This window comes from Streptomyces sp. NPDC049879 (assembly GCF_044461265.1).
GTDB lineage: Bacteria > Actinomycetota > Actinomycetes > Streptomycetales > Streptomycetaceae > Streptomyces.
In genome coordinates this window covers 1,021,286-1,047,926 of record NZ_JBITKT010000001.1, presented here as the reverse complement: position 1 = coordinate 1,047,926, position 26,641 = coordinate 1,021,286, and the positions used below count along the sequence as shown (strand labels likewise).

The window sequence follows — 26,641 nt, the reverse complement described above, 5'->3', positions numbered from 1 at the left end:
GGACCCCTGTCATGACGCCGCTGCCACGCCTCAGGGTGCGGTTCACCTGGGTCCACCTCGCCGCGCTGGTGATCGCCGCGTTCGTCGCCGCGCCGCTGTACTGGATGGCCGCCAGCTCCTTCAAGCCGCAGACCGAGATCGGCGCCAACCCGCCCACGGTCTGGCCCGACCAGGCGACCTGGTCCAACTACCGGGACGCGTTCGCCGAGAACAACTTCGGGACGTACCTGCTCAATTCGGCGATCGTGTCCATCGTGGCGACGATCGTGGTGCTGGGCCTGAGCACGTTCGCCGGGTACGCGCTGGCGCGGCTGCCGCTGCGCGGCAAGGCGCCGATCATGATCTCGCTGCTGATGATCTCGCTGTTCCCGACGATCGCGCTGGCCGCGCCGCTGTTCCTCCTGATGCGCGACCTGGGCTGGCTGAACAGCTACCAGGGCCTGATCCTCGTCTACACGGCGCTCAACGTACCGTTTGCCGTATGGATTCTTCGGAACTTCTTTCTGGGGATCCCCAAGGAGATGGAGGAGGTCGCGTGGGTGGACGGCGCTTCGCCCCTGCGGACCGTGCTCTCCGTGATCCTGCCGCAGGCCGCGCCCGGGGTCTTCACCGCGGCCATCTTCACCTTCACCGCGTGCTGGACCGAGTTCCTCATCGCGCTGACGCTCAACGCGGCCGACAGCTACCGCACGATGCCGGTGGGGCTCGCCCTGTTCGGCAGCCAGTTCACCGTGCCGTACGGGACGATCTTCGCCGCCGCCACCGTCTCGGTGCTGCCGATCGCCCTGCTCGTGCTGATCTTCCGCCGTGCCGTGGTCTCCGGGCTGACCGCGGGAGCCGTGAAGGGCTGACCCGCTCCCGTACGCCCGGCACCCGCACGCCCGGTGCACTCACGAATGAGGTTCGCCATGCCGCCCCCGCACAGCACCCCGTCCTGGCTGGCCGACGCCGTCCTCTACCAGATCTATCCGCAGAGCTTCGCCGACTCGGACGGTGACGGCGTCGGCGACTTCGCCGGGATCACGGCGCACCTTGACCACCTCGCGTGGCTGGGCGTCAACGCCGTCTGGCTCAACCCCTGTTTCGCCTCACCGTTCCGCGACGCCGGCTACGACGTGTCCGACTACCTGTCGGTCGCGCCCAGGTACGGCACGGACGACGACCTCGCCGCGCTGGTCGCGGCCGCCAAGGAACGGGGCATCCGCGTGCTCCTCGACCTGGTCGCCGGGCACACCTCGGACGAGCACCCGTGGTTCCGCGCGGCGATGGACGACCCGTCGGACGGCCGCTACATCTGGGCCGAGGGGCGGCCGCCCGGCTTCGTCCTCTCCCCCGGCAGCCGTGAGGGCAGCTACCTGCCGAACTTCTTCGACAGCCAGCCCGCCCTCAACTTCGGCTACGCGCGCACCGATCCGGCCGAGCCGTGGCGGCAGCCGGTGGACGCGCCGGGACCGCTCGCCAACCGCGCGGCGCTGCGCGAGATCATGGACCACTGGCTGCGCCTCGGCCTGGCCGGGTTCCGCGTGGACATGGCGCACTCGCTCGTCAAGGACGACCCCGACCTGGTCGAGACCGGCAAGCTGTGGACCGAGCTGCGCGCCTGGCTGGACGACGCCCACCCGGAGGCCGCGCTGCTCGCCGAGTGGGGCGACCCGGCCGTGTCGGTGCCCGCCGGGTTCCACGCGGACTTCTTCCTCCAGTTCGGCGGCCCGTCCGACGGGCTGCCGCTGCGGTCGCTGTGGAACAACGGGACCGGCACGGTGGACACGAAGTGGGAGCCGCGTGACCCGTACTTCGGCGCGGACGGCGGCGGCTCGGCGGGCCCGTTCGTCACGGCCTGGCAGTCCGTCACCGCCGTGATCGGCGACCGGGGCTTCACCACGCTGCCGACCGCCAACCACGACTTCTCCCGCCTGTGCTGCGGCCCGCGCACCGCCGGGCAGCTGCCCGCCGCGTTCGCCTTCCAGATGACGTGGCCGACGCTGCCCGCCGTCTACTACGGCGACGAGATCGGCATGCGCTACATCCCGGGCCTGCCCGACCACGAGGGCAGCGTCCTGGGCCCTGAGTACAACCGGGCCGGATCGCGGACGCCGATGCAGTGGGACGACTCGCCCAACGCCGGGTTCTCCACCGCCCCCGCCGACACGCTGTACCTGCCGCTCGACCCCGACCCGGGGCGTCCCACGGTCGCCGCGCAGCGGGCCGACGAGGGGTCGCTGCTGCACCTGGTGCGGCGGCTGATCGCGCTGCGCAAGGCGACGCCGGAACTGGGCACGAGCGGCTCGGTCGAGGTCCTCCACACCGGCTACCCGCTGGTGTACGTGCGCGGGGACCGCTACCTCGTGGTCGTCAACCCGCGCCGCGACGCCGCCTCGCTGGACCTGCCGCGCCCGGCGCTGGCGTCGGCCCGCCCGGTGGAGGGCGCGGGCGTGACGGTGGACGAGGACGGCATCCGCGCGGACGGCTTCGCCTGGGCCGTCCTCGAACTGGCCTGACCGTAAGGAACCGTACGGGACGGGTACGCGCCGGACCGCGCGTACCCGTCCGCTCCCTCAGCGGCCGGTGGTCACGACCATGCGGAAACGGGCGTCGCCCGCCGTCATCCTGGCGAACGCCTCCCCCGCCTCCGCGAGCGGCCGCGTCTCGATCCACGGGTGCACGCCGTTGCGGGCGGCGAAGCGCAGCGTGTCCTGGGTGTCGAGCGACGTGCCGGACGCGTGGGCGTGGACCGTGCGGTTGTTGACCAGCAGGGTGGCCGGGCTGAGGTCCAGGGGCTCCTGGGTGATGCCGACGAGGATCAGCTGCCCGCGCCGCCCGAGCCCGGGGACGGCGGCCGACATGACGGCGGCGTTGTTGACCGTCGCGAGGACGACGCGGGCGCCGCCGAGGCGGCGCAGGGCCTCGCCGATGTCCTCGCGCGTGCTGTCCACGTAGTGGTGCGCGCCCAGTTCGCGGGCGAGGGCGCCTTTCTCCTCGCCGCGCGCGACGGCGATCGTCTCGAAGCCCATGGCGGCGGCGAACTGCACCCCGAGGTGCCCGAGGCCGCCGAGCCCGAGGATCGCGACCGTGTCGTCGGGGCGCGCGGCGCTGCGGCGCAGCGCGTTGTAGACGGTCACACCGGCGCACGCCAGGGGCGCGGCCTGGGCGCTCGGCAGGTCGTCGGGGATCGCGGCGAGGGCGGCGGCGGGGACGTTGACGGTCTCGGCGTAGCCGCCGGGGTAGGCGACGCCGGGGATGCGCAGCTCGGGGCAGAGGATGCCGTCCCCGGCGCGGCAGGCGTCGCAGTGGCCGCAGCTGCCGCCGAACCAGCCGACCGCCACCCGGTCCCCCACGTCCCAGCCGGTGACCAGCCCACCGAGCGCGTCCACACGCCCGGCGATCTCGTGCCCCGGCGTGAGCGGAAACGTCACACCGGGCAGCTGCCCGGCGACCATGGCGGCGTCCGAGTTGCACACGCCGCACGCCTCGACGGCGACCCGCACATCATTCGGCCCGGGCTCCGGCGTGTCCGCCTCGACGAGGGCGAAGTCCCCTCCGGCTTCCGAAATCTGCACTGCGCGGTGACGAGCCATGGGGGTGCCCTTCGCATGGGGGAACGGGATGACGCCCCCCACTATCCGCACGCATCCCGCCACCACCCGGGACCCCTGTCCACCACCGACGACGCACCACCCGTACGGCGGGTGTCAGTCGATCAGCAGGACGAGCTTCCCCTTCACGTGGCCTTCCTCCCCGGCGCGGTGGGCCTCGGCGATCTCGGTGAGGGGGAACGTGCCCGCGACGCGGAGGGTGAAGCGGCCCGCCTCGACCAGTTCGCCGATCGAGGCGAGGGCGTGGAGCGCGCGGCCGGTGTCGCCCCGGCTGAACGTCACCCCGTGCTCCCGCGCGCCCGCGAAGTCGGCGAGCGTCACGACGTGCCCGGGGCCGCCCGCCAGTCCGATCAGTTCGGGCAGCACGCCGCTCCCGGCCACGTCGAGTGCCAGGTCAACGCCGTCCGGCACGAGCGCGCGGACCCGTTCGGCGAGGCCTGGGCCGTACGCGACGGGCTCGGCGCCGAGGGCGCGCAGGTGGTCGTGGTTCGCGGGGCTCGCCGTGCCGATGACGCGGGCGCCGCGCGCGGCGGCGAGCTGGACGGCGGCGCTGCCGACGCTGCCGGAGGCGCCGTTGACGAGCAGGGTGCTGCCGTTCCTGACGCCGAGCTGGTCGAGCGCGCGGGTGGCCGTCTCGACGGCGGCGGGCAGCGCGGCGGCGGCCGGGAAGCCGAGGGACGGCGGGATCGGCGCGTAGGAGGACAGCACCGCGTACTCCGCCTGGGCGGCGCCCTCGGCGCAGAAGCCGAACACGCGGTCGCCGACCGCCGCGTCCGTGACGCCCTCGCCGACCTCGTCCACGACCCCGGCCGCCTCGTAGCCCAGGGTCTGCGGGAGTTCCTCGTCCATCAGCCCCTGGCGCTTCTTCCAGTCGCTCGCGTTGACCCCGGCCGCGCGGACCGCGATCCGCACCTCGCCGGGGCCCGGGTGCGGTTCCGGCAGGTCCGCGATCTCCAGCACCTCGGGACCGCCGAACCTGCGGAAACGTGCCGCCTTCATCCTCCGCTCCTTTCGCCGCGCCCACCCTCGCATCCCGCGGGGGCTTGCCTTCGAGTGGGCTCCAGCGGCGAGACTGCGTACATGAGTACGACACAGACGGCCCGCACGCTCGGGCGCAGCGGTATCGAGGTCAGCGCCCTGGGGTTCGGCTGCTGGGCGATAGGCGGCGAGTGGCACGACTCGTCGGGGAAGCCCCTGGGGTGGGGGCCGGTGGACGACGCGGAGTCCACGCGCGCGATCCACCGCGCGCTCGACCTGGGCGTGACGTTCTTCGACACGGCCGACGTGTACGGCGCGGGGCATTCGGAACGGGTCCTCGGCAAGGCCGTCGCCGGGCGGCGCGACGAGGTGGTGCTGGCGTCCAAGTGGGGCTCGGTCTTCGACGAGGCGGCGAAGACGGCGGCGGACGAGCCGGGCCTCACGCCGGAGTACGCGCGGGCGGCGCTCACCGCGACGCTGCGGCGCCTCGGCACGGACTATCTGGACCTGTACCAGCTGCACGTCAACTACGCCCCGCTCGCGGAGGCGGCGGCACTGCGCGACCTGTGCGAGGACTTCGTGCGCGAGGGCCTGATCCGCGCCTACGGCTGGTCCACGGACGACCCGGAGCGCGCCAGGCTGTTCGCCGAGGGCCCGCACTGCGCGTCGGTGCAGGTCAACTGCAACGTGCTGCAGGACGCGCCGGAGATGCTGGCGCTGTGCGACGAGCTGGACCTCGCGGCCGTCAACCGGGGGCCGCTCGCGATGGGCCTGCTGACCGGCAAGTACACGGACGCGGCCGTCACGGACAAGGGCGACATCCGGGCGGTACCGCCGCCGTGGCTGGCGTTCTTCGAGAACGGCCGGGTCGTGCCGGAATGGCAGGCGCGCTTCGAGGCGGTACGGGACATCCTGACCTCGGCCGGCCGCACCCCGGCACAGGGCGCACTCGCCTGGCTGTGGGCACGCAGCCCGCACACGGTCCCGATCCCGGGCATCAGAACGGTGGCCCAGGCGGAACAGAACGCGGGAGCCTTGCAGTTCGGCCCACTGACCCCGGCCCAGATGGCAGAGATCGAATCACTACTCGCCCGCACAGCCTGACCAACCGCACATGGGGCCGCCGACAACACCTCGGCGGCCCCTCACCTCAGACCCCGATGGGGAACTCGTCACGGAGGACGGCGAGGAATGCCCCCCAACCGTTCACCGAGAACGTGAGAACCGGCCCGTCAGGTCCCTTGGAGTCCCTGACAGGAACCACGCCGGACGGCGTGAAGCTCCTGGAGAACTCGACGCACTGCCCACCGTCCGATCCACTGCGGGACGACTTGGCCCACTCGGCGGACGCGAGATCGATACGTGCGGTCATCGGGCACACCCCTTCAGATCACGGTCGGGAACCCGCCGTCCCGGACGGCGGTGACGAACGACGCCCACTCAGGCGCGGCGAAGCAAAGGACCGGGCCATCCAGGGACTTGCTGTCCCTGACAGGAACGACACCGAGGAAGTCGCCAGCCGCCTCCAGGCAGTTCCCCTGCGCTCCGCTGTAGGAACTTTTACGCCAGGCAGCTTGGGAGGTATCGGCGGGGAAGTCGTCCATCACCTTTCGTCCTTCAAGACGCGCGAGATCCTGTCCCGCGATTGTTCCACCCCGAGCGCGGTCGCCCCCAAGTGCTCGAAATGGTCGTCGTAAATCGCTCGGTCCTGGGCGCGCTCCAGGTAGTGGCTCCCGGCCTGTCCCTCGATGTACACGACATCCAGGTCACTGCGGATCGGAAAGCCGTAGATCACGAACGCGCCCAGCATCCCCAAGTGCGCGCCCGCGTCGAACGCGATCACCTGCAACGTGATGTTCGGCCGCTCGGAAGCATCCAGGAGTGCCCGGAGCTGCCTCGCCATGACAGCTTCGCTGCCGACCGCTCGCCGGATCGCCGCCTCGTCCACGACCGCCCGGAGAGTCACCGGGTCCTCCCGTGAAAGTGCTTGGTTCTGCCGCTGGAGCTTCACATCGACAAGCGCGTTCACGGCCTCGGGACTGCTACCGGGCTGTAGGGCCCGCGTGATGGCTCGCGCGTAGTCAGGGGTCTGCAACAAACCGGGAATCAGGGCCAGTTCATAGTTCCTTGCCGAGCTGGCCTCCGACTCGAACGCGATCAGGTCGGCGTACTGGCGCGTGAGGACATCGCTGTACGGCCGCCACCACGTGCGCCGCTTCCCCTGTCTGGCGAACCCTTCCAGGGTGTCGCGGGTCTCCGTGTCGTCCGCCGGAACCCCGTAGAAGTCCAGGAGCGCCCGCACATCCTGGCCGGTCAGCCCGCTTCGGCCTGCCTCGATCCTCGTCATCTTCGACGGGTGCCACCCCATGGCTTCCGCCGTCGCCTCGGACGTGAGTGCCGCGGCCTCCCGGCGGCTGCGCAACTCCATGCCGAGCAGCCGACGAGTCACAGTCGGTTCCGCTGCCAACATGTCACCTCCCTTGCTCCAGGGCTGGTCACAGTATGTCGCTCAGCGCCGAGCCGCTCACCCGCCCCCCCGCTAAGTGCAATTGCACTTTTACTGTAATGGTTGCGCTACTCTCAGGCGGGGGAGCATCCAGGGGACGAGCCGCCTGGCGTGGCTCACCGGTGAGGAAAGGGGCAGGAAAGTGGACGGGTTGATGAGGGCGCGCGTGCGGGCGTGTAGTGGCTGGACGTACGCACCGGCGCGGCTGGGTGTGCTGCTGGGCGAGCACGCGGAGGAGCTGCCGCCGGGTGTAGTGCGCTGCGAGTTGGGGGCGCACGGGGAGGGACCGCATCACGCGTACGTGACGGACCTCGACGGGCGGCACACGGGTTCGATCTGGGCGACCTGGCAGGCGGGGCAGCCGCTGGGCGTGACGGTCCTGCCGGACTGCCCCTGCCGCGACGGGGAGCCGGGGGTGAAGGAGCAGGTGTGCTGCTTCTTCGCCGGGCACGGCGGCCCGTGTTCCTGGGACGTGGCCGACCGGCCCACCGCCTGACAGCGGCCCGGGCCGAGAAGGCGGGTGCGCTGCCCTTCGGCCCGCTGCCCAGACGGATGGCCGAATTCGGGAGGCGGGGGGGCCGTCGGCGGCGGACCGGCGGCCTCTCCTGCCGGGCAGATGTCCCGGACCGCAGACGGGAGTTCGCGGCGGCTGCCTCGGGGCCATCTGCACTGAGTGGAAATGCAGTTGGCCGCGCAGCACGATCCCGCCTACGGTCGGGCGATGCCCGAGCTGAAGCCGCTCCATGCTGACCATGCCCCGGCGGTTCTCGCCTTCGAGGTGGTGAACCGTGGTTACTTCGCCGCCTCGGTCGGGGACCGGGGGGATGAGTTCTTCGATCGGTTCGGTGAGTGGTTCGGCGCCGCGCTGGCCGAGCAGGAGGGGGGTGTCTGTGCCTTCTACGTGCTCGTCGCCGAGGACGGCTCGGTGATCGGCAGGTTCAACCTGTACGACCTGGAGGACGGCGACGCCAGGCTCGGCTACCGGGTCGCGGAGCGGGTCGCCGGGCGTGGTGTGGCGACCGCGGCCGTCCGGGAGCTGTGCGGGATCGCGGCCGCGCGGCACGGGCTGCGTACCCTGCGGGCGGCCGCGGCCGACGCCAACGTCGCGTCCCGGAGAGTCCTGGCCAAGGCCGGGTTCGTCCCGGTCGGCCCGGCGGACCCCGCCGATCTCGGCGGCGCGCCGGGCACCTGGTACCGGCGCGACTAGATCCGCGAGTTGCGCAGTGACTGCCACACCGCGCCGGCCAGTGCCCGTGTCGAGCGGGGGACCGACAGGTGCTCGTGTTTGCGGTACAGCGCCCAGTTGTACTGGACGAGCGACAGCTTGTTGGAGGACAGCGATCCCGCCTGGTGGGCCCGGTACACGGCGAGCGGTTCGGTGAGGCCGCGCGCGTCGTGGCCGTCGCGCATGATGGACAGCCACAGCGCGTAGTCCTGCCGCTTCAGCATCTCGGGCATCAGCCGCGTGCCGAGGGCCGTGCGGTCGTACATGGCGGTCAGCGCGCCGATGTAGTCCCTGACCAGCATCGCGCGGTAGTCCACGTGCTCGCGCGCCGGGACCACGCGCCCGTTCGGGGTGAAGTCCGTGCTCTCGCCCGCGTAGTCGGCGTCCATCTTGTAGTAGGAGGTGAACGTCAGCGGCGCGGTGCCCGACGCGGCGAACGCGAGCTGCCGTTCGGTCTTCTCCGGGAGCCACATGTCGTCGCTGTCGAGGAAGGCGACGTAGTCGCCCTTGGCCCGTTCGATGGCGAGGTTGCGCGCGCGGCCCGCGCCGCCGCGTTCGGGCGCCGACCGCGGCAGGACGCGTTCGTCCTGGCGGGCGAACTCCTGGAGCAGGTCCATGGAGTCGTCCGAGGACTGGTCGTCGGTGACCAGCAGCTCCAGGTCGGTGTGGGTCTGCGCGAGCACCGACCGGATCGAGGCGCCGAGGGTGGCTGCCGAGTTGTACACGGGCATCACGACGGACACCAGGGGCACGGCTCTTCTCCTTGTTCGGCCGACGGCGGCGGTCCATTCAAGCAGGAGGAGCGCGGGCGGCGGCTGCCGGGCCGCCCCGTGGTCAGGCGGCCGAAACGGCGGTGCAGGTGCGGAGTTCGGAGGGGGACGCGTTGCCGCCGCTGCACATCACGCCGATGCGGTCGCCGGGGACCCGGTCGCGGTGGGAGAGGACGGCGGCCAGCGCGGTCGCCCCCGCGCCCTCGGCGAGGGTGTGCACGTCCCGCATCATCCGCCACTGCGCGGCGGCGATCTCCTCGTCCGTCACGAGGAGGAAGTCCGCCAGCCCGTCGCGCATCAGGCGCTGGGTGAGGGCGAAGGCGCAGCCGGTGGCGAGGCCCTCGACGCGGGTGCGGTTCGGGCGGGTGAGCAGCTCGCCCGCGCGCCACGAGTCGTGGGCGGCGGGCGAGGCCGCCGCCTGGACGGCCACCACGCGGCAGCGCGGCGCCACGGCCGCCGCCGCCAGGCAGGCCGCCGCCGCGCCGCTGCCGCCGCCGACCGGGACGACCACCGTGTCCAGGTCGGGGGCCTGCTCGAACATCTCCAGGTACGCGGTCGCGACGCCCGCGACCAGCTCCGGCTCGTCCCCCGCGCTGACGAGCCGCATGCCGCGCGCGTCGGCGAGCGTCGCGGCGTGGGCGGCGGCCTCGGTCATGTCGGCGCCGTGCTCGACCAGCTCGGCGCCGAGGGCGCGGACGGCGGCGGCCTTGGCCGGGTTGGGGTCGGCCGGCATCACGATGACGCAGGGCGCGCCGAAGCGCGCGGCGGCGTACGCGAGGGACTGCGCGTGGTTGCCCGTCGAGTAGCCGACGATGCCGCGCGCCCGTTCGTCCGGGGACAGCGCGGCGAGGAGGGTGAGGCCGCCGCGCACCTTGAAGGCGCCGGTGGGCTGGACGTTCTCGTGCTTGACGAGCACGGTGGCGCCCACGGCGGCGTCGAGCGCCGGGTAGGACCACATGGGGGTGGGCGGGAGGTGGTCGGCCAGCAGGCGGCGGGCGCGGAGCGCGTCGGTGATGGTCGGTTCTCGCATACCCGCCACGGTGGCATGACCTGTACTGATAGATCCAATGCCTGTTTTCTCGCTCGGCATCGATTCCGTCTATGGATGCGGGTTACGCTGCGAGGATGCTGGATCTGACACGACTGCGGGTGCTCGTCGCTGTCGCCCGGGAGGGGTCCGTCACGGCGGCCGCCGAGGCGCTGCACTACGCGCAGCCGTCCGTGAGCCACCACCTCGCCAAGCTGGAGGCGGAGGTGGGGGTGCCGCTGGTGCGGCGGGCCGGGCGGGGCATCCTGCTGACGGACGCGGCGCGGCTGCTCGTCGCGCGCGCCGAGGAGATCCTCGGGCAGGTGGAGGCGGCGCAGGCGGAGCTGGCGGCGCACGCGGGGCTGCGTACGGGCCGGGTGCGGCTCGCCGCGTTCCCTTCGGCGCTGGCCACGCTGGTGCCGGACGCGGCGGCGCGGCTGGCGGCGGACCACCCGGGGGTCGCGCTGGCGCTGACCGAGGCGGAGCCGCCCGAGGCGCTGACGGCGCTGCGGAACGCGGACGTGGACGCGGCGCTGATATTCGAGCACGACGACCCGCCGCCGGGCGAGCACCGGAACACGACGGTGCTGCCGCTGCTGGACGAGCCGGTGTACGTCGTCACCCCGGCGGAACGGCGCTGGCCCGGCCCGGCCGCGGACCTGGCGACATACCGGGCCGAGAACTGGATCGCGGGCTGCGAGCGCTGTCGCCTGCACCTGGTGGCGATGTGCGGCGGGCTCGGCTTCGCGCCGCACATCACGTTCGAGACGGACGACCATGTGGCGGTGCAGGCGCTGGTGGCGGCCGGTCTCGGCGTGAGCGTGCTGCCGGGGCTGGCGCTGCGGGCGCACCGGCAGGAGGGCGTGCGGATCGACCGGCTGCCGGGTGACCGGCGGCGGATCTCGGTGGCGTACTACGGGGCGCCGCCCGCTCCGGCGCCGGTCGCGGCGTTCGTCGGGGCGCTGACGGCGGCGGTGGAGGCGCGGGCGACGGACTGGCCGTGAGCGTTCCCTCTCCTTGCCTTGGATTACCTCAGCCGGGTGTGGCGAGGTAGATTGAGGGAAGGCAAGGGTCGCGAGCGGGAGGGCGTACGGGGTGGAGCAGCGGTACTACTCGATGGACGAGGTCGCCGGGCTGCTCGGCCTGCACGTCCGCACCGTGCGCGGTTACGTGCGGGACGGGCGGCTGCGGGCGACGCGGGTCGGCCGGCTGTACCGCGTCACGGCGGAGGACCTGGCGGCGTTCACCGGCACCCCGGTCGAGCCGCCCCCGCGCCGCGCGCGGCGCGCCGAGGTGTCCTGCGTCGCGCGGGTCGAGGCGATCGGCCCCGACGAGGCGATCCGCCTCACCAACACGCTCGTGGCCGCCGCCGTCGGCAGGCACGGCCGGGAGAACGCCGACCGGCTGCGGGTGGAGAGCGCGTACGACGAGGAGCGCGGCGAGCTGAAGGTCATCGTCCTGGGCGGTCCGGCGGCCGCCGGGGAACTGCTCGGGATGATCGACCTGCTCGCCCTGGGAGAGGGGACCACGGAACGGTGAGCGACAGGGTCGGGACGATAGCGGGCGTGGAGGTGCTCTTCTGCGCGGCGGAGGGGGCGCCGGTGCGGGACGAGCGGGACGGGACGGACCTGCTGGGGGACGCGTTCGGCCGCGGGGCGACGTGGGTCGTCCTGCCGGTGGCGCGGCTGACGGACGACTTCTTCCGGCTGCGCACGCGCGTGGCGGGCGGGATCGTGCAGAAGTTCGCGCAGTACGGGGTGGGGCTCGCCGTGGTGGGTGACATCTCCGGGCAGGTGGCGGCGAGTTCTGCGCTGGCCGACTTCGTGCGGGAGAGCAACAGGGGCCGCCAGCTGTGGTTCGTGGCGGACGAGGCGGAGTTGACGGCGCGGTTCACGGCGAGGTGACGCGGCAGGCGCCGCGTGCGGGGTGGGTGACGGGAGGGCACCGGTCCCGCACGCGGCGCGGGGCAGCCCGCCCGGTGAGGGGCGGGCTGCCGGGGTGGTGCGGTGTGTCAGGCCGTGCGGCGGCGGGCCGCCGTGCGGCGCAGGACGACGCCGCCCGCCGCGAGGGCGGCCGCCGTGCTCAGCGCGGCGGCGGCGCCGATGCCGGCGCCCGTGCTGGCGAGGGCGCCGCCGGTCGCGCCGCCCTGCGGGGTGACGCCGCCGGTGCCACCGGTGCCGCCCGTACCGCCGGTGCCTCCGTTGTCGGAGCCGCCGCCGGGGTTGGCCGGGGGCACGGCTGCGTCGTCGCTCAGGGAGACGCGGACGCTGACCGGGTCGAGCGCGGTACCGGCCGGGTACATCGGCGTGCCGTTGTACTCGAACACCTGGGCGCCGTCCGCCGTCAGCGTGGCGGGCAGGGCGTCGAGGACGAGGGTCTCGCCGTCCGCCTCCAGGGCACCGGCGGGCACGTCGAGTTCGGCGACGGTGAGGTCGTCGTACTCGGTGACCTCACCCGTCTCGGCGTCCGTGGCCGACACGTCGGCGACGAGGGCGCCCTCGGTGCCGTCGATGTCCACGCCGAGGTCGGTGAAGCTCAGGTCGAGCGCGCCGTGGTGGCCGGTGAAGCGGACCGTGCCGTCGAAGGCCGCCTCCAGGGCGGGGGCGTCCTCGTCGAACGTGCCCTCGGCGCCGGGGAAGCTGTAGCCGTTCGCGTTCTCCGTGGCGCCGCCGGTGAGTTCGACGCTGCCGCCCGCGATCGGGCCGGTGATGTAGGAGCGGAACGACTCCTTGACGCCCCAGTCGAGGGTGCCGTCGTGGAGGGTGCCCTGGGGGTCGGGATCGGCCGGGTCAACGGGGTCAACGGGGTCGGTCGGGTCGGTGGGGTCAGTCGGGTCCGTGGGGTCCGTCGGATCGGTGGGGTCCGTGGGGTCCGTCGGATCGGTGGGGTCCGTGGGATCCGTCGGATCGGTGGGGTCCGTGGGATCCGTGGGGTCCGTCGGATCGGTCGGGTCGGTCGGATCCGTGGGATCGGTCGGGTCGGTCGGGTCCGTCGGATCGGTCGGGTCCGTGGGGTCTACCTCCACCGGCGAGACCGTCAGCGTCGCCGGGTCGAGCACGGTTCCCTCCGCGTACATCGGCGTGCCGTTGTACTCGAACGCCTCGGCGCCGCCCGCCGTCAGCGTCGCGGGGATGTTCGCGAACACCATGGCCCCGCCCTCGCCCGTGCCCGGCTGGACGCCGCTCAGGTCGAGCGTGGCGAACGTGACGTCCTGGGTCGTCTCGCCCGCGACGGTGACGTCCGCGACGATGGCGCCCGACGTGCCCTCGGTCTCGACGTGCAGGTCCGACAGGCCGAGGTCCAGCGCGCCGTGGTGGCCCTCGAAGTGCACGCCGCCCGCGAAGGCGGTGTCCACGGCGTGCGTCGTCGGGTCGTAGCTGCCCGCGCCGTCGGTGAACCGGAAGGTGCCGTCCGCGTTGCGCTGGGCGCCGTCCGAGACGGTGATCGTGCCGTTGGCGATGGGGCTGGTGATGTAGTTGCGGAACGAGGACTTCAGTCCCCAGTCCAGGGTGCCGTCCTCCAGCCCGATGGTGCCGGGCGCGGCCGGTTCGGCGGGCGCGGCGAGCGCCGGGCCCGCGAAGGCGGTCACGCCGAGCACCGTCGCCGTGGCGGCGGCGAGCAGCAGGGATCTGTTCCGGGTCATGACGGGTCGTTCTCCTCGTGTGTGGTGGCGACGCGCGGCGTACGGCGGTTGCGTCGCGTGATGAGTGCGGCTGCGGCGGCGATGACGAGCAGCGCGCCCGCGCCGGTCGCGAGGACGGCGACGGGGGTGCCGCCGGTGTCGTCCGACGCGTTCCCGGCGTCGGCGGCGGCGGGTTCCGGGTCGGCCGTCGGGGTGGGGTCGGGGGCCTGGGCGTCGGTGGGGTCGCTGCCGAGGTCGGGGAGCGCGGGGAGTTCGGCGCCGTCGTCGAGGGCGACGGCGAGGGTGAGCGGGTCCATCTCGGCGCCCGACTGGTAGAGGCCGCCGAACGCCTCGGCGCCCTCGTCGGTGAGCGTGGCGGGCACCTCGGCGAGCAGGAGCAGCCCGTCGTCCGGGGTGAGCGCGTCGGTGTCGGCGGGGAACGTGACCAGCGGCTGGTCCTCGGCCGTGCCTTCGCCGGTGGTGATGTCGGCGGCGAGGGTGCCGGTGCCGTCCGCGACGGTGACGGTGACGCCGCCGATCGCCAGGTCCAGGTCGGTGCCGGTGAAGTGGACGGTCCCGGCGAACGCGGCGTCCACCGTGCCGGCTCCGGGGTCGGCGGTGCCCTCGCCCGCCGGGAAGCGGAACACCGCGCCGCCGTCCGCCGCGCCGCCGCCCAGTTCCCAGCCGCCCTGGGCGATGTTGCCGGTGACGTACTCGCGGAACGTGCGGCGGATGCCCCAGTCCACGGCGGCGGTGGCGAACGACGCCTCGGGGCGCTCCTGTTCGTCCGCCTCCGCCGGCTCGTCGGGGTCGTCGGACGGCTCGGAAGGTTCGGAAGGTTCGGGGTCGAGCGTGTCGGCGCTGAGCGTCACCGGGTCGAGCGGGTCGCCCGCCGCGTAGTAGCCGGCGAACGCGACGGCGCCCTCGGCCGTGAGCGTCGCCGGGACGCCCGTGACGGCGATGCCGGTGCCGCCGCGCAGGTCGATGCCGCCGAGATTGAGCGACGCGAGGGGCACCTGGCGGCTGTCGGTGATCCGGCCGCTCTCGCGGTCCTTGCTGCGCATGTCGGCGTAGAGGGTGCCTGAGCCGCCGGAGACGGAGACCGTGGGATTGCTGATGGTCAGGTCGAGTTGGTAGTTCCCGTCCGCCTCCTGGTGGCCGGTGAAGCGGACGCCGCCCTGGTAGGAGGCGGTGAACGCGCCGCTGTCCGGGTCGTACGCGCCCTGCGCCGAGTGGAAGCGGAACTGGCTCTGCCCGACCGTGGACGCGCCGCCGCTCAGGCTCCAGCTCCCGGTGGCGATGGGGCCGGTGATGTAGGTCTGGAACGAGGACTTGACGCCCCAGTCGAGACGTCCGCCCGCGACGGTGCGCTCGGCCGCGTGCGCGGTGCCGGGCAGCAGGGCGGCGAACAGGACGGCCAGCAGCGCGCACGCGCACAGCCGCAGGCTTCTGGGCAGCATCGAGGAGTCCTCCCTGAGGAGCCGGCCACGGAGCGCCGGACGCGGAGTGAGGTTAGCCTAACCTAATTCAAGTGAGGTTAGGCTAACCTCACAGTTGCGTGATGCGAAGACGATCCCCCTGCGGGACGGGAAGCGAAGAGGTGCGGAACCGGTGAAGCGCCACCCTCGGGGAACTCTCGCCGTGCTGCTGGCCGTCGGCCTGCTGCTCGGCGGTTGCGGCAGCGACGGAAGCGGCGGGGGCGGCGGCGGGGACGGAGGTCCCGCCACGGCGACGGCGCTCGTGGACCGCGTCGAACCGCTCGACGGGCCCGCGCCCACGCCCGAACTGCCCGTCACCGTCCCCTCGGCGGACGGCGAGGACGTCACCGTCACGGCGGCCGACCGCGTCGTCCCGCTGTCGGGCTCGCTCTCGGAGATCGTCTGGACGCTCGGCCTCGGGGACCGCGTCGTCGCCCGCGACGTCACCGCCACCTTCGAACAGGCGGCGGACCTCCCGGTGGTGACGCGCGGCCACGACGTCTCCGCCGAGGGCGTCCTCTCCCTGCACCCCGACGTCGTGCTCGCCGAGTCGACCACCGGGCCCGCCGAGTCGCTCGACCAGATCCGGGCGGCGGGCGTGCCGGTCGTCGTGTTCGACGCCGCCCTGTCGCTGGACGACGTGGCGCCCCGGATCGGGGCCGTGGCGGCGGCGCTCGGCGTGCCCGGCGCGGGCGAGGCGCTGACCGCCCGCACGGCGGAGCGCATCGAGGCCGCGCAGGCGGACATCCCCGCGGACGGCGAACGGCCGCGCGTCGCGTTCCTCTACCTGCGCGGCACCGCGTCCGTCTACCTGCTCGGCGGCTCCCGGTCGGGGGCCGTGTCGCTGATCGAGGCGGCGGGCGGCGTGGACGCGGGCGACGAGTCGGGCCTGGACACGGACTTCACGCCCCTCACCAGCGAGGCGCTGGCCGCCGCCGCGCCGGACGTGATCCTCGTGATGAGCAAGGGGCTCGACTCGGTCGGCGGCGTGGACGGCCTGCTGGAGATCCCCGGCGTCGCCCAGACGCCCGCCGGGATGGACCGGCGGATCGCGTCGGTCGAGGACGGCATGCTCCTCAACTACGGGCCGCGCACGGACGAGGTGCTCGCGTCGCTCGCCGCGCAGATCCACGCGGGCGGCCAGGCCGGATGACCCGCACCGAACCCTCCCCCGCCCCCGCCGAAGCGCCCGCCGCCTCCCCCGCCGCCGGTACGCCGGCCGGCCCGGCGCGCCCGCGCGCGCGGCGGACGCTGCTGATCGCCGGCCTGTCGGCCGCCCTGGTCGCCGTCACCCTGGTCTCCGCGTCGGTCGGCGCGTACGACATCCCCCTCTCCGACCTGCTGGCGTCGGCCGCGCACCGGCTCGGCCTGGGCGGGGAGCCGCTCGACCGCGTGGGCGAGAGCGTGCTGTGGGACGTACGGCTGCCGCGCGTCGTGCTGGCGCTGCTGGTCGGGGCGTCGCTGGGCTGCGCCGGGGCGCTGATGCAGGGCGTGTTCGGCAATCCGCTGGCCGAGCCCGCCGTCATCGGCATCTCGCCCGGCGCGGCGGTCGGCGCGGTCGCGGCGATCGCGTTCGGGCTCGACTTCCTCGGCAACTGGACGGTGACGGTCTTCGCGTTCGTCGCCGGGCTGGCGACCGTGCTGGTCGTCTACTCCCTGGCGCGTTCCGGCGGGCGGACGGAGGTCGTGACGCTGATCCTGACCGGCATCGCGGTCAACGCGTTCGCGATGGCGCTGATCGGCCTGTTCATCTTCTTCGCGGACAACGCGCAGATCACCCAGATCACGTTCTGGCAGCTCGGCTCGCTGGCGCAGGCGACCTGGCCGAAGGTCCTCGCCGTCCTGCCGTGCGCCGCCGCCGGGCTGCTGGTCGCGCCGCTGTACGCGCGGCGGCTCGACCTGCTGGCCCTGGGCGAACGGCCCGCCCGCCACCTCGGCGTGGACGTCGAGCGGCTGCGGCTGGTGCTCGTGCTGCTGGTGGCGCTGCTGACGGCGGCGGCCGTCGCGGTGGCGGGGGTCATCGGCTTCGTCGGCCTGGTCGTGCCGCACCTGCTGCGGATGGCGGCGGGTCCCGGGCACCGGTTCCTGATCCCGGTGTCCGCGCTGGGCGGCGCGCTGGTGCTGCTGGCGGCCGACCTGTTCGCGCGGACGGCGGCGCAGCCGGCCGAGCTGCCGCTGGGGGTGCTGACCGCGTTGCTCGGCAGCCCGTTCTTCTTCTGGCTGCTGCGCAGGACCCGCAACCGGCAGGGAGGCTGGGCGTGAGGGGCGTGACGGGCGTGCTGGGTACGTGGTTCGGCGGGCTGTTCGGGGAGCGTGACACGGCGCTGCCGGTGCCGCCCGCGCCCGGGGAGACGGCCGCCGCCGCGCGCGGGGTGTCGCTCGCGCTGGGCGGCCGGGCGGTGCTTGACGGGGTGGACGTCGCGGTCGCCGCCGGTGAGGTGCTGGCGCTGGTCGGGCCCAACGGGGCAGGGAAGTCCACCTTGTTGTCCGTCCTGGCGGCCGACCAGCGGCCGGACAGCGGCGGGGTGACGGTGGCCGGACACCCGGCCGGTGACTGGTCCGCGCCCGAACTGGCGCTGCGCCGCTCGGTGTTGCCGCAGTCGGCGACGCTGTCGTTCCCCTTCACGGTCGGCGATGTCGTCCGGATGGGCCGCGCGCCCTGGGCGGGGACGCGTGCCGAGGACGAGGACGACGCGGCGGTGGCCGAGGCGATGGCGGCGACGGAGGTCGCGCCGTTCGCCGGGCGGCCGTTCTCGGCGCTGTCCGGCGGCGAGCGCGCGCGGGTCGCACTGGCGCGCGTGCTGGCGCAGCGTGCGCCCCTGCTGCTGCTCGACGAGCCGACCGCCGCGCTCGACCTGCGGCACCAGGAGCTGGTGCTGCGGGTGTGCCGGGAACAGGCGCGGGCGGGCCGCGCCGTCGTGGTGGTGCTGCACGACCTGGGGCTCGCGGCGGCGTACGCGGACCGTGCCGTCGTCCTCCACCAGGGGCGCGTGGCGACGGACGGGCCGCCGGCCGAGGTGTTCACGGAGGAGCTGCTCAGCCGCGTCTACCAGCATCCGGTGGAGGTGCTGCCGCACCCGGGGACGGGGACGCGGCTGGTGCTGCCGCGCCGCGCCGGGTGACCGCCCGGCGGCGGAACCGGAGATTCCGGCCAGGGAACCGGGCGGTTTCGGAAAGTTCCAACAAACAGCGGCCAAACGCCTTCGCCATGCCCTAGCCTCTTCTGCGGCACCGGGTGTGCACTCACGGGGAGATGAGGACACGCCTTCCTCACCTTTTCCACCCATGTTCCGCCCACTCCGCCTCCGCTCCACCACCGCTTCCCGACCGCTCGCAGACCACCCGCAGACCGCCGCCCGGCCGTTCCCCGTCCACACGGAACGGCACGCGCGGTCCCGGACAGCTCCACCTCCCGCGCCCGCGCCGTGATCGGCCGTCCCCACCGGGCGCCCCGCCGCACGGCGCCGACGCCGGTGCGGCGGGCGGCGCGTTCCCGTGCCGCTGTTCCCGTGCCGCCGTTTCCGCACCTTGGGGGTCGATCATGCGTCGCCAGGACTCTTCACGCTATGGAATCGTGCGCGAGCCGACCGTTCCCGTACGCCGGGTCACACCCCGGCCGGGGCGGCCCCGCTGGTACGCCCCCGCCGCCGTCATGGCCGACGCGGCGGGGGCCTGCTTACCAGTCCTGACGGTCTATCAACTGACCGCTCAGGCACACCCGTTGGCCGCCGCAACGGTCGCCGCCGCCTCCTGGACCGCCGTCCGCGCCGTCCACGGCCGCTACCGGCCCGGCTCCCTCGGCGAGCGGCGCGGGCTCCGCGCCGCCGCGCACGACTGGCTCCTCCTCGTCGGGCTCCTCGCGGCCCTGCGGGCGGTCACGGGCGAGGACTCGTCGCCCGCCGCCGCGCTCCTCGCGCTGTCCGCCGCGCCCGTCGTCACCGGCGCGACCTGCGCCGCGATCCACCGCCACCTCACCGGCAGACGGCACCGCGCGCAGGCCGTGCGGCGCGTCCTCGTCGTCGGGGAGCCGGGCCCGGTGGACGCCGTGGCCGCGCAGCTCGCCGCCCGCACGGACCACCCGTACGTCGTCATCGGCGGCGTCCTCGTCGGCGGCTCGGACGAACTCGCCTGCGGCGTCCCGCGGATGGGCCACCTCGCGCCCGCGACCGCGCCCCCGCCTCCGCACGCGCACGGCACGCCGGGCGCGCCGCCGCCCGACCTGATACCCGGGGCCCAGGACGGGCCCACCGTACTCGCCGCCGCGCGCCACCAGGCCGCCGACGTCGTCCTCGCCGTCCCCGGCACGGCCCTGACCGGGGAGCGGCTGCGGCGCCTCGGCTGGTCCGTGCAGGACGCCGGGCTCACGCTCGTCGTCGCCTCCGGGCTGACCGACGTGGCGCTGCGGCGCGTCACCGTCTCCACCGCCGCCGGGCTGAACCTGCTGCACGTCGCCCCGCCGCTGCACCGGGGCCCGCAGCCCGTCGTCAAGGGCGTCTTCGACCGGACGGCGGCGGCCCTCGCGCTCGTCGTCCTCGCCCCGCTGATGCTGCTGCTCGCGCTCGCCGTCCGGCTGGACTCCAACGGGCCCGTCCTCTACCGGCAGACGCGCGTCGGCCACCGGGGGCGGCCGTTCACGCTGTGGAAGTTCCGCACGATGGTCCCCGACGCGGATCTGCGCCGCCCCGCGCTCGAAGGGGCGAACGAGCACCGTTCAGGACCGCTGTTCAAGATCCGCCGCGACCCGCGCGTCACCCGCGTCGGCCGCCTGCTGCGCCGCACCTCCCTGGACGAACTCCCGCAGCTGGTCAACGTGGTGAGCGGCGAGATGGCCCTCGTCGGGCCGCGCCCGCCGCTGCCAGACGAGGTGGCGCGCTACGGCGCGGTGGAGCGGCGGCGGCTCGTCGTCAAGCCGGGCCTGACCGGGCCCTGGCAGGTCGGCGGCCGGGCCGACCTGTCGTGGGACGAGGGCCTGGCGCTCGACCTCGACTACGCGGACAACTGGTCGGTCACCGGCGACCTCGACGTGCTGGCGCGCACCGTCCGCGCGGTCCTCGACGGCCGGGGCGCGTACTGATGGCCCGCCGCCGGCTACGCCTGGTCGGCGAGCCACCAGCGGTACGTGTCGGCGATCCCCTCCTCCAGCGGGACGCGCGGCGTGAAGCCGAGGGCGCGCAGCCGCGTGACGTCGAGCAGCTTGCGGGGCGTGCCGTCCGGCCGGGACGGGTCCCAGGCGATCCGCCCCCCGTAGCCGACCACCCGGGCGACTGTCGCCGCGAGTTCGGCGATGGTGAGGTCCTCGCCGCAGCCGACGTTCACCGCCACCTCGTCGTCGTGCGACCGCAGCAGCGTGACGCAGGCGCGCGCCAGGTCCGCGCTGTGCAGGAACTCGCGGCGCGGCGTGCCCGTGCCCCACAGGGTGATCTCCGGGTGCCCCGCCGCCTTCGCCTCGTGGAAGCGCCGGACGAGGGCGGGCAGGACGTGCGACGTCTCGGGGTCGAAGCTGTCGCCGGGCCCGTACAGGTTGGTGGGCATGGCGGCGATGTACGCGCGGCCGAACTGCCGCCGGTACGCGCGGACTTGCATGATGCCCGCGATCTTCGCCAGCGCGTACGCCTCGTTGGTCGGCTCCAGCGGCCCGGTCAGCAGCGCCTCCTCGGGGATGGGCTGCGGGGCGTGGCGCGGGTAGATGCAGGACGAGCCGAGGAAGAGCAGCCGGTCCACGCCGGCCTCGTGCGCGCCGGAGACGACGCTGAGCTGGATGCGGAGGTTGTCCTCCAGGAACGGCACGGGGAACCGCTTGTTCGCCATGATCCCCCCTACCGTGGCGGCGGCGAGGACGACGGCGTCGGGGCGCACGGCGGCCAGCCACGCGCGGGTGCGGTCGGCGTCGCGCAGGTCGAGCTGGTCCCTGGTCCTGGTGAGGACCTCGTGTCCCTCGTCCGCGAGTGCGCGGGCGATGGCGGAGCCGGCCAGGCCGCGGTGTCCGGCGACGAACACGCGGGCGGCGGGCGGCAGGAGGGTCGTCATGGCCCGGATTCTGCCAGCGCGGCGGAGCCCTCAGGGGGCGTTCGCGGCAGCGTGTGACAGGTCACGCGCGATGGCACAACAGATCTGTTCAGCAAGTGAGTTGGGGGAGCGAGTTCGTGATGGCACCACGCGAGACGGAGGACGTCCAGGGCCGGACGGCGCTGGTCACCGGCGTCACCGGGCAGGACGGTTCGTATCTGGCCGAGCTGCTGATGGCCAAGGGGTACACGGTGCACGGGCTGGTGCGCCGCTCGTCGTCGTTCAACACCGAGCGCATCGACCACATCTACCAGGGGCCGCAGGAGCCGGGCCGCACGCTGGTGCTGCACCACGCGGACCTGTCGGACGGGGTGGCGCTCGTCAACCTGCTGCGCGAGGTGCGCCCGGACGAGGTGTACAACCTGGGGGCGCAGTCGCATGTACGGGTGTCGTTCGACGCGCCGCTGTACACGGGGGACGTGACAGGGCTCGGGACGCTGCGCTTATTGGAGGCGATCCGCGCCAGCGGGGTGGAGACGCGGATCTACCAGGCGTCGTCGTCCGAGATGTTCGGCTCGGTGCCGCCGCCGCAGAACGAGCGGACGCCGTTCCACCCGCGCAGCCCGTACGGCTGCGCCAAGGTGTACAGCTACTGGTCGGCTGTCAACTACCGTGAGGCCTACGGGCTGTACGCCGTCAACGGCATCCTGTTCAACCACGAGTCGCCGCGCCGCGGTGAGACGTTCGTGACCCGCAAGATCACGCGCGCGGTGGCCAGGATCAGGGCCGGGCTCCAGGAGCGGCTCTGGATGGGCAACCTCGACGCCGTCCGCGACTGGGGCTACGCGCCGGAATACGTGGAGGCGATGTGGCGCATGCTCCAGCGGGACGAGCCGGACGACTACGTGGTGGCGACGGGAGTCCCCGCGACCGTGCGGGACTTCCTCGGCGCCGCGTTCGCCGCCGGGGGCCTGGACTGGGAGGAGCACGTGCGCTTCGACCCCAAGTACGAGCGGCCGAGCGAGGTGGACGCCCTGGTGGGCGACGCGTCGAAGGCGCGCGAGCTGCTCGGGTGGGAGGCGCGGGTGCGGTGGCGTGAGCTGGCCGAGCTGATGGTGGCGGCCGATGTGGCGGCGCTCGACGCGGAGTTGAGCGGCGCGAGCGTACGGATCGACCGGTGAGACGGGCCGGACGATGGGCGAGACGGGGCGGACAGGTGCGGGACAGGCACGGGATGGGTGAGGCCATGGCGGACGGAGGCGTGCCGATGGGCGCGTTGGCGGTACGGGCCCTGCGGGCGCGGCTGCGCGGGCGGCGGGCCCGCCGCGCGGTGGGGTACGGGGCGGTCGCCGCGCTGACGGCCGGACTGCTGGTCGGCGCGGAGCCCGCGCCGACCCCGGCGGAAGCGCTGACGCCGCCGCTGACCATGACGGCGGAGGACCTGCCGACCTGGCAGACGAACGGGATCGTGTACGCGCTGGCCGAGGCGGACGGGGTGGTGTACGCGGGCGGCACGTTCTCCACGATCCGCCCGCCCGGCGCCGAGGCCGGGACCCAGGAGACGGCGGTGGCCAACTTCGTCGCGCTCGACGCGGCGACGGGCGCGCCGGTCGAGGACTGCGACCTGTCGTTCACGGTCGGCTCCGGCACGGCGACGATCCGCTCGCTCGCGGTCTCGCCGGACAAGTCGACGCTGTATGTGGGCGGTACGTTCGGCTCGGTGAACGGCGCCGGCGCGAGCAGCGTCGCGGCGTTCGACCTGCCGAGCTGCACGCGCGTGCCGTTCCCGGTGGCGGCGAACGGCATCGTGCGCGCCATCGCGGCGAGCGGCGAACGGGTCTACCTGGGCGGCGACTTCACGCAGCTCAGCGGCCAGCCGCGCTCGCGCTTCGGCGCGGTGACGACGGCGGGCGCCGTCGTGGCGGGCTGGCGCGCCGACGCGGACGAGATCGGCAAGGCCGTCGCGCTCACCCCGGACGGCCAGAACGTCCTGCTGGGCGGCGACTTCTTCGAGGTGAACGGCGCGAACTCGCACGCCCTGGCCGTCGTCTCGGCGGCGACCGGCGCGAACGTCCGCACGTACCCGGAAGGCTTCATCGAGACCAACTCCACCGTCCAGTCCATCGCGACGGACGGCACGAGCTTCTACACCGGCAACGAGGGCACGGGCGGCGGCGTGTTCGACGGCCGCATCGCGCTGAGCCTCGACACGTTCCAGCAGCGCTGGCGCGACACCTGCCTGGGCGCCACGCAGAGCGTGACCGTGCACGGCGGGGTGCTCTACAGCGGGCACCACGCGCACGACTGCGCGAGCATGGGCGAGTTCCCCAACCAGGAGCGCTACCACCTGTTCGCGCAGGCGGTGACGGGCACGGCGAAGCTCGGCTGGTTCCCCAACACGAACGACGGGCTCGGCGAGGCGCTCGGCCCGCGCGTCCTGCTCCCGGTGACGGACCACCCGGACGACGAGCGGGACTTCCTGTGGGTCGGCGGCGGCTTCACGACGGTCAACGGCGTCGGCCAGTGGGGCCTGACGCGCTTCGCGACCGCCCCGGACACGGGCACCCCCTCGACGCCGGAGACGCACGTGGCGAGCCCGGCGGCGGGCCGCGTGGACGTGAGCTGGCGGGCGAGCCTCGACCTGGACGACAGCCTGCTGACGTACCGGGTCTACCGGGACAACGGGAGCACGCCGGTGCACACGGTGGAGGGCTCGTCGCTGCCGTGGGTGCGCCCGCAGCTGACCTGGACCGACCCGGCCGTGGCGGCCGGTGAGACGCACAGCTACCGCGTCACGGCGACCGACGGCGCGGGCAACGTCAGCGCGCTCTCGGCCCCCGTGTCGGTGACGGTGGCGAGCGGCGGGCAGGCGTACGCGAACGCGGTGCTGGCCGACGACCCGCTGCTGTACTGGCGGTTCGACGAGGCGGCGAACAACTACGCGTCCGACGCGTCCGGCAACGGCGCGAGCGGCGTGCACCGGGGCGGCCCCGAGCGCGGCGTGGTGCCCGCGGCCGTACCGGGCGTCGGCGCGGCGTCGGTCGGGTACGACGGCACGGACGCGTACACGTACAGCGACGCGCGCCTGCCGGGCATGCAGCGGTTCACGATGGAGACGTGGTTCCGCACCACGACGACGCGCGGCGGCAAGCTGATGGGCCTCGGCAACCTGATCCTCCAGGACAGCGGCAACCGCGACCCGAACCTGTACATGCTCAACAACGGGCAGCTCACGTTCGGCATCATCAACGGCGCCAACCGCACGCTGACCACGCCGCGCCGCTACAACGACGGGCAGTGGCACCACGTCGCCGCCTCCGTCGGCAGCTCCGGCATGCGGCTGTACGTGGACGGCCAGCAGGTCAACTCCAACATCCTGTTCACCACCGCCCGTTCGGTCTCCGGCTACCTGCGCACCGGCGGCGACTCGCTGGCGAACTGGGCGAACCGGCCCACCAGCGACTACTTCGCCGGGCAGCTCGACGAAACGGCCGTGTACCCCGCGCAGTTGTCGGCGTCCCGGGTGCAGGCGCACTACGCCGCCGCGTCCGTACCGGCCGACTCGGTGACGCAGCTGGGCGCTGTCGCGGACACGTACGTCAACGGCGCGGCGCCGAGCGCCAACCACGGGACGCACCAGCAGCTCGCGGTGCGCGGCACGCCCGCGTACGAGAGCTACCTCGCGTTCGACCTGCCGTCCGCACCGGCCGGGCAGGTGCTGAAGGCGGCGTCGCTGCGCGTGCGCGTCAGCGGTGACGCGGCGGCGGGGTCGCTGGACGACTTCACGGTGCTGCCGGTGGACGGCGCGTGGGGCGAGACCACGACGACGTGGACGACCAGACCGGCGCTCGGCACGACGGCGCTCGGCACGCTGTCCGCCCCCGACGCGCTGAACGGGACGTACACCGTGCCGCTGCAACTGAGCACGGTACGCGCGGCGTTGGGCGGTCAGTTCGACGTGGCGGTGACCGGGGCGGGCGGCGACAGCCTGTGGCTCGGCTCCCGCGAGGCGTCGGCGACGGCGAGCCGGCCGCAGCTCCTCCTCACGTTCGGGGCGCCGTGATGCGGCGGCTGCTGCCCGCCCTGGCGATGGGCGCGGCGCTGCTGCTGACGGCATGCGGTGGCGGCGGAGACGACAGTACGGACGGCGGGGAGCGCGCGGCGGGGTCAGCAGGCCCTTCCGCGTCCGCCTCCGAGGCCGCGCCCGAGCCCGCGCCGGACGGCGGCACGGACGAGAACGCGGACGGGGAGGGGGACGGGGACGGCGCCACCCCCGACACCCCCACCGTTCCCGACGACGAACTCGCGCCGCCCGGCGGGGAGTTCACCGAGGAGCAGCAGGAGTACCTGACCGACCGCGTGCCCGAGGGCGTGGACCCCGGCGCCATCCTGGACCTCGGCACCGAGGCGTGCGACCGCCTCGGCTACCTCCAGCGGCACGACCCCGCCTCCATCGGGGCCGCCGTCCGCGACGGGGAGATCCCCGGCGCCGAGGACGCGGTGGCGCACCTGTGCCCGGAGTACGCCGACCTGCTGCCGGAACCGGCCGGAGGTGAGGGATGACGCGCCTGCCGATCGTCGTGGCGATCCCGACGAAGGACGAGGCGGCGAACATCGCCGACGCCGTCCGCTCCGTCGCCGCCCACTTCACGGCCGTCGTGGTCGTGGACTCGGACAGCGCGGACGACACCCGCGCGCTCGCGAAGGCCGAGGGCGCCGAGGTCGTCCCGTACACGTGGGACGGGAAGTACCCGAAGAAGAAGCAGTGGATCCTCGACCACGTCCACCGCGACACGGACTGGGTGCTCTTCCTGGACGGCGACGAGACCGTCAGCGGTGAACTCCTGGCCGAGCTGCGGCGGATCTTCCTGGACGGGCGGACGGTGCGCCCGGCCGCGTTCGACATCCCGCTCGGCTACTGGTTCGGGGGCCGCAGGCTGCGGCACGGGCACACCATCGTGAAGCGTGCGCTGGTGGACCGCACCCGCGTCCGCTTCCCCGAGCCGGACGACCTGGCCGCGCCGGGAATGGGCGAGCAGGAGGGGCACTACCAGCCGCTTGCGGACCCGGTGTTCCGGCTCCGGGCGCCCATCGAGCACCAGGACCTCGACCCGGTGCGCACCTGGTTCGAGCGGCACAACCGCTACTCGGACTGGGAGGCGTGGCTGGAGACGCGCCCGGAGGTGCGGGAGGAGATCAGGACGGCGAAGACGCGGCAGGGGCAGCTGTTCCACCGCGCGCCGCTGAAGCCGCTGCTGTCGTTCGGCTGGGCGTACGTCGCACGCCGCGGCTTCCTCGACGGCCGCGCCGGGCTCGACTACGCGCTGGCGATGAGTTTCTACCGCTGGCAGATCGGCGTGAAGACACGGGAGTTGCGCCGCGACGACACCTGACCGGCAGAACGGGGGCGCGGCACCGGACAGACCACCGCGCCCC

At 73.8% G+C, this 26,641-nt stretch carries 26 protein-coding genes; 16 read left to right on the top strand and 10 right to left on the bottom strand.

What is annotated here, in order from left to right; genetic code table 11:
• Window positions 1-11: 11 nt before the first annotated feature.
• Complete coding sequence (locus ACIBPC_RS04955; protein ID WP_398841347.1) at window positions 12-851, top strand: carbohydrate ABC transporter permease; 840 nt, start codon at window positions 12-14, stop codon at window positions 849-851.
• Between the two features lie 57 nt (window positions 852-908).
• Window positions 909-2,498 carry an alpha-amylase family glycosyl hydrolase gene (locus ACIBPC_RS04950; protein WP_398841346.1) on the top strand — a complete coding sequence of 530 codons (1,590 nt, stop codon included), beginning with the start codon at window positions 909-911 and terminating at the stop codon, window positions 2,496-2,498.
• 57 nt (window positions 2,499-2,555) lie between these two features.
• On the opposite strand, the gene ACIBPC_RS04945 is transcribed toward ACIBPC_RS04950, so the two are convergent.
• Both ACIBPC_RS04945 and ACIBPC_RS04940 read right to left on the bottom strand, forming a co-directional pair.
• Complete coding sequence (locus ACIBPC_RS04945; RefSeq protein WP_398841344.1) at window positions 2,556-3,575, bottom strand: alcohol dehydrogenase catalytic domain-containing protein; 1,020 nt, start codon at window positions 3,573-3,575, stop codon at window positions 2,556-2,558.
• Between the two features lie 114 nt (window positions 3,576-3,689).
• A complete protein-coding gene (locus tag ACIBPC_RS04940) occupies window positions 3,690-4,592 on the bottom strand; it encodes an NADP-dependent oxidoreductase (RefSeq protein ID WP_398841343.1) in 903 nt (300 codons plus the stop codon).
• 81 nt (window positions 4,593-4,673) lie between these two features.
• Between ACIBPC_RS04940 and ACIBPC_RS04935 the strand changes: the two genes are divergently transcribed.
• A complete protein-coding gene (locus ACIBPC_RS04935) occupies window positions 4,674-5,675 on the top strand; it encodes an aldo/keto reductase (RefSeq protein ID WP_398841342.1) in 1,002 nt (333 codons plus the stop codon).
• Between the two features lie 46 nt (window positions 5,676-5,721).
• Here ACIBPC_RS04935 and ACIBPC_RS04930 read toward each other — a convergent pair whose 3' ends face one another.
• Genes ACIBPC_RS04930 through ACIBPC_RS04920 form a run of 3 tightly spaced genes read right to left on the bottom strand, consistent with a single transcriptional unit; the run spans window position 5,722 to window position 6,999 of the window.
• Window positions 5,722-5,943 (bottom strand): DUF397 domain-containing protein, encoded by a 222-nt coding sequence (locus ACIBPC_RS04930; protein ID WP_398841340.1) that lies wholly within the window; start codon window positions 5,941-5,943, stop codon window positions 5,722-5,724.
• Window positions 5,944-5,956: 13 nt separating this feature from the next.
• The gene (locus tag ACIBPC_RS04925) at window positions 5,957-6,175 is read right to left on the bottom strand and encodes a DUF397 domain-containing protein (RefSeq protein ID WP_398841339.1); all 219 of its coding nucleotides are present in this window, start codon (window positions 6,173-6,175) and stop codon (window positions 5,957-5,959) included.
• On the bottom strand, window positions 6,175-6,999 hold the full coding sequence (locus tag ACIBPC_RS04920; RefSeq protein WP_398841338.1) for a helix-turn-helix domain-containing protein: 825 nt from the start codon (window positions 6,997-6,999) through the stop codon (window positions 6,175-6,177). Before ACIBPC_RS04920 ends, ACIBPC_RS04925 begins: the two co-directional genes overlap by 1 nt.
• Before the next feature lie 220 nt (window positions 7,000-7,219).
• Here ACIBPC_RS04920 and ACIBPC_RS04915 point away from each other — a divergent pair, with 220 nt between their 5' ends.
• Both ACIBPC_RS04915 and ACIBPC_RS04910 read left to right on the top strand, forming a co-directional pair.
• The gene (locus ACIBPC_RS04915) at window positions 7,220-7,573 is read left to right on the top strand and encodes a hypothetical protein (protein ID WP_398841336.1); all 354 of its coding nucleotides are present in this window, start codon (window positions 7,220-7,222) and stop codon (window positions 7,571-7,573) included.
• A gap of 225 nt (window positions 7,574-7,798) precedes the next feature.
• Window positions 7,799-8,284, top strand: coding sequence for a GNAT family N-acetyltransferase (locus tag ACIBPC_RS04910; RefSeq protein WP_398841334.1), 486 nt, complete (start codon window positions 7,799-7,801; stop codon window positions 8,282-8,284).
• Here the strand turns inward: ACIBPC_RS04910 and ACIBPC_RS04905 are convergent.
• Both ACIBPC_RS04905 and ACIBPC_RS04900 read right to left on the bottom strand, forming a co-directional pair.
• Window positions 8,281-9,054: a glycosyltransferase family 2 protein gene (locus tag ACIBPC_RS04905; RefSeq protein ID WP_398841332.1), complete on the bottom strand. Its 774-nt coding sequence runs from the start codon at window positions 9,052-9,054 to the stop codon at window positions 8,281-8,283. The genes ACIBPC_RS04910 and ACIBPC_RS04905 overlap by 4 nt on opposite strands.
• Window positions 9,055-9,136: 82 nt before the next feature.
• Window positions 9,137-10,102, bottom strand: a complete 966-nt coding sequence (locus ACIBPC_RS04900; protein ID WP_398841331.1) for a threonine/serine dehydratase — start codon at window positions 10,100-10,102, stop codon at window positions 9,137-9,139.
• 95 nt (window positions 10,103-10,197) lie between these two features.
• Here ACIBPC_RS04900 and ACIBPC_RS04895 point away from each other — a divergent pair, with 95 nt between their 5' ends.
• The 3 genes from ACIBPC_RS04895 to ACIBPC_RS04885 all read left to right on the top strand — a co-directional run bounded on the left by ACIBPC_RS04895 (window position 10,198) and on the right by ACIBPC_RS04885 (window position 12,003).
• Window positions 10,198-11,103, top strand: a complete 906-nt coding sequence (locus ACIBPC_RS04895) for a LysR family transcriptional regulator (protein WP_398841329.1) — start codon at window positions 10,198-10,200, stop codon at window positions 11,101-11,103.
• Window positions 11,104-11,194: 91 nt separating this feature from the next.
• Window positions 11,195-11,638 (top strand): helix-turn-helix domain-containing protein, encoded by a 444-nt coding sequence (locus ACIBPC_RS04890; RefSeq protein ID WP_398841327.1) that lies wholly within the window; start codon window positions 11,195-11,197, stop codon window positions 11,636-11,638.
• Complete coding sequence (locus ACIBPC_RS04885; protein ID WP_398841325.1) at window positions 11,635-12,003, top strand: DUF4180 domain-containing protein; 369 nt, start codon at window positions 11,635-11,637, stop codon at window positions 12,001-12,003. Before ACIBPC_RS04890 ends, ACIBPC_RS04885 begins: the two co-directional genes overlap by 4 nt.
• A gap of 107 nt (window positions 12,004-12,110) precedes the next feature.
• Here the strand turns inward: ACIBPC_RS04885 and ACIBPC_RS04880 are convergent, their stop codons facing one another.
• Window positions 12,111-13,742 (bottom strand): HtaA domain-containing protein, encoded by a 1,632-nt coding sequence (locus ACIBPC_RS04880; RefSeq protein WP_398841324.1) that lies wholly within the window; start codon window positions 13,740-13,742, stop codon window positions 12,111-12,113.
• Window positions 13,739-15,181: an HtaA domain-containing protein gene (locus ACIBPC_RS04875; RefSeq protein ID WP_398841323.1), complete on the bottom strand. Its 1,443-nt coding sequence runs from the start codon at window positions 15,179-15,181 to the stop codon at window positions 13,739-13,741. The genes ACIBPC_RS04880 and ACIBPC_RS04875 overlap by 4 nt, the downstream gene beginning before the upstream one ends.
• Window positions 15,182-15,332: 151 nt before the next feature.
• Between ACIBPC_RS04875 and ACIBPC_RS04870 the strand changes: the two genes are divergently transcribed.
• From ACIBPC_RS04870 to ACIBPC_RS04855, 4 genes are all read left to right on the top strand, one after another.
• Window positions 15,333-16,352: a hemin ABC transporter substrate-binding protein gene (locus tag ACIBPC_RS04870; protein WP_398841322.1), complete on the top strand. Its 1,020-nt coding sequence runs from the start codon at window positions 15,333-15,335 to the stop codon at window positions 16,350-16,352.
• On the top strand, window positions 16,349-17,461 hold the full coding sequence (locus tag ACIBPC_RS04865) for a FecCD family ABC transporter permease (RefSeq protein WP_398841320.1): 1,113 nt from the start codon (window positions 16,349-16,351) through the stop codon (window positions 17,459-17,461). Before ACIBPC_RS04870 ends, ACIBPC_RS04865 begins: the two co-directional genes overlap by 4 nt.
• A gap of 5 nt (window positions 17,462-17,466) precedes the next feature.
• On the top strand, window positions 17,467-18,321 hold the full coding sequence (locus tag ACIBPC_RS04860) for a heme ABC transporter ATP-binding protein (RefSeq protein WP_398841772.1): 855 nt from the start codon (window positions 17,467-17,469) through the stop codon (window positions 18,319-18,321).
• Window positions 18,322-18,773: 452 nt separating this feature from the next.
• A complete protein-coding gene (locus tag ACIBPC_RS04855; RefSeq protein ID WP_398841318.1) occupies window positions 18,774-20,273 on the top strand; it encodes an exopolysaccharide biosynthesis polyprenyl glycosylphosphotransferase in 1,500 nt (499 codons plus the stop codon).
• A gap of 14 nt (window positions 20,274-20,287) precedes the next feature.
• Here ACIBPC_RS04855 and ACIBPC_RS04850 read toward each other — a convergent pair whose 3' ends face one another.
• Complete coding sequence (locus ACIBPC_RS04850) at window positions 20,288-21,226, bottom strand: GDP-L-fucose synthase (RefSeq protein WP_362963594.1); 939 nt, start codon at window positions 21,224-21,226, stop codon at window positions 20,288-20,290.
• Between the two features lie 119 nt (window positions 21,227-21,345).
• Between ACIBPC_RS04850 and gmd the strand changes: the two genes are divergently transcribed.
• The 4 genes from gmd to ACIBPC_RS04830 all read left to right on the top strand — a co-directional run bounded on the left by gmd (window position 21,346) and on the right by ACIBPC_RS04830 (window position 26,598).
• Entirely contained in the window at window positions 21,346-22,386 is a 1,041-nt protein-coding gene (gene gmd, locus ACIBPC_RS04845) for a GDP-mannose 4,6-dehydratase (protein WP_398841316.1), read from the top strand.
• Between the two features lie 65 nt (window positions 22,387-22,451).
• Window positions 22,452-25,268 carry a LamG-like jellyroll fold domain-containing protein gene (locus ACIBPC_RS04840; protein WP_398841314.1) on the top strand — a complete coding sequence of 939 codons (2,817 nt, stop codon included), beginning with the start codon at window positions 22,452-22,454 and terminating at the stop codon, window positions 25,266-25,268.
• Entirely contained in the window at window positions 25,268-25,768 is a 501-nt protein-coding gene (locus ACIBPC_RS04835) for a hypothetical protein (protein ID WP_398841312.1), read from the top strand. Before ACIBPC_RS04840 ends, ACIBPC_RS04835 begins: the two co-directional genes overlap by 1 nt.
• Window positions 25,765-26,598 carry a glycosyltransferase family 2 protein gene (locus ACIBPC_RS04830; protein WP_398841311.1) on the top strand — a complete coding sequence of 278 codons (834 nt, stop codon included), beginning with the start codon at window positions 25,765-25,767 and terminating at the stop codon, window positions 26,596-26,598. The genes ACIBPC_RS04835 and ACIBPC_RS04830 overlap by 4 nt, the downstream gene beginning before the upstream one ends.
• The last annotated feature ends 43 nt before the right edge of the window (window positions 26,599-26,641 follow it).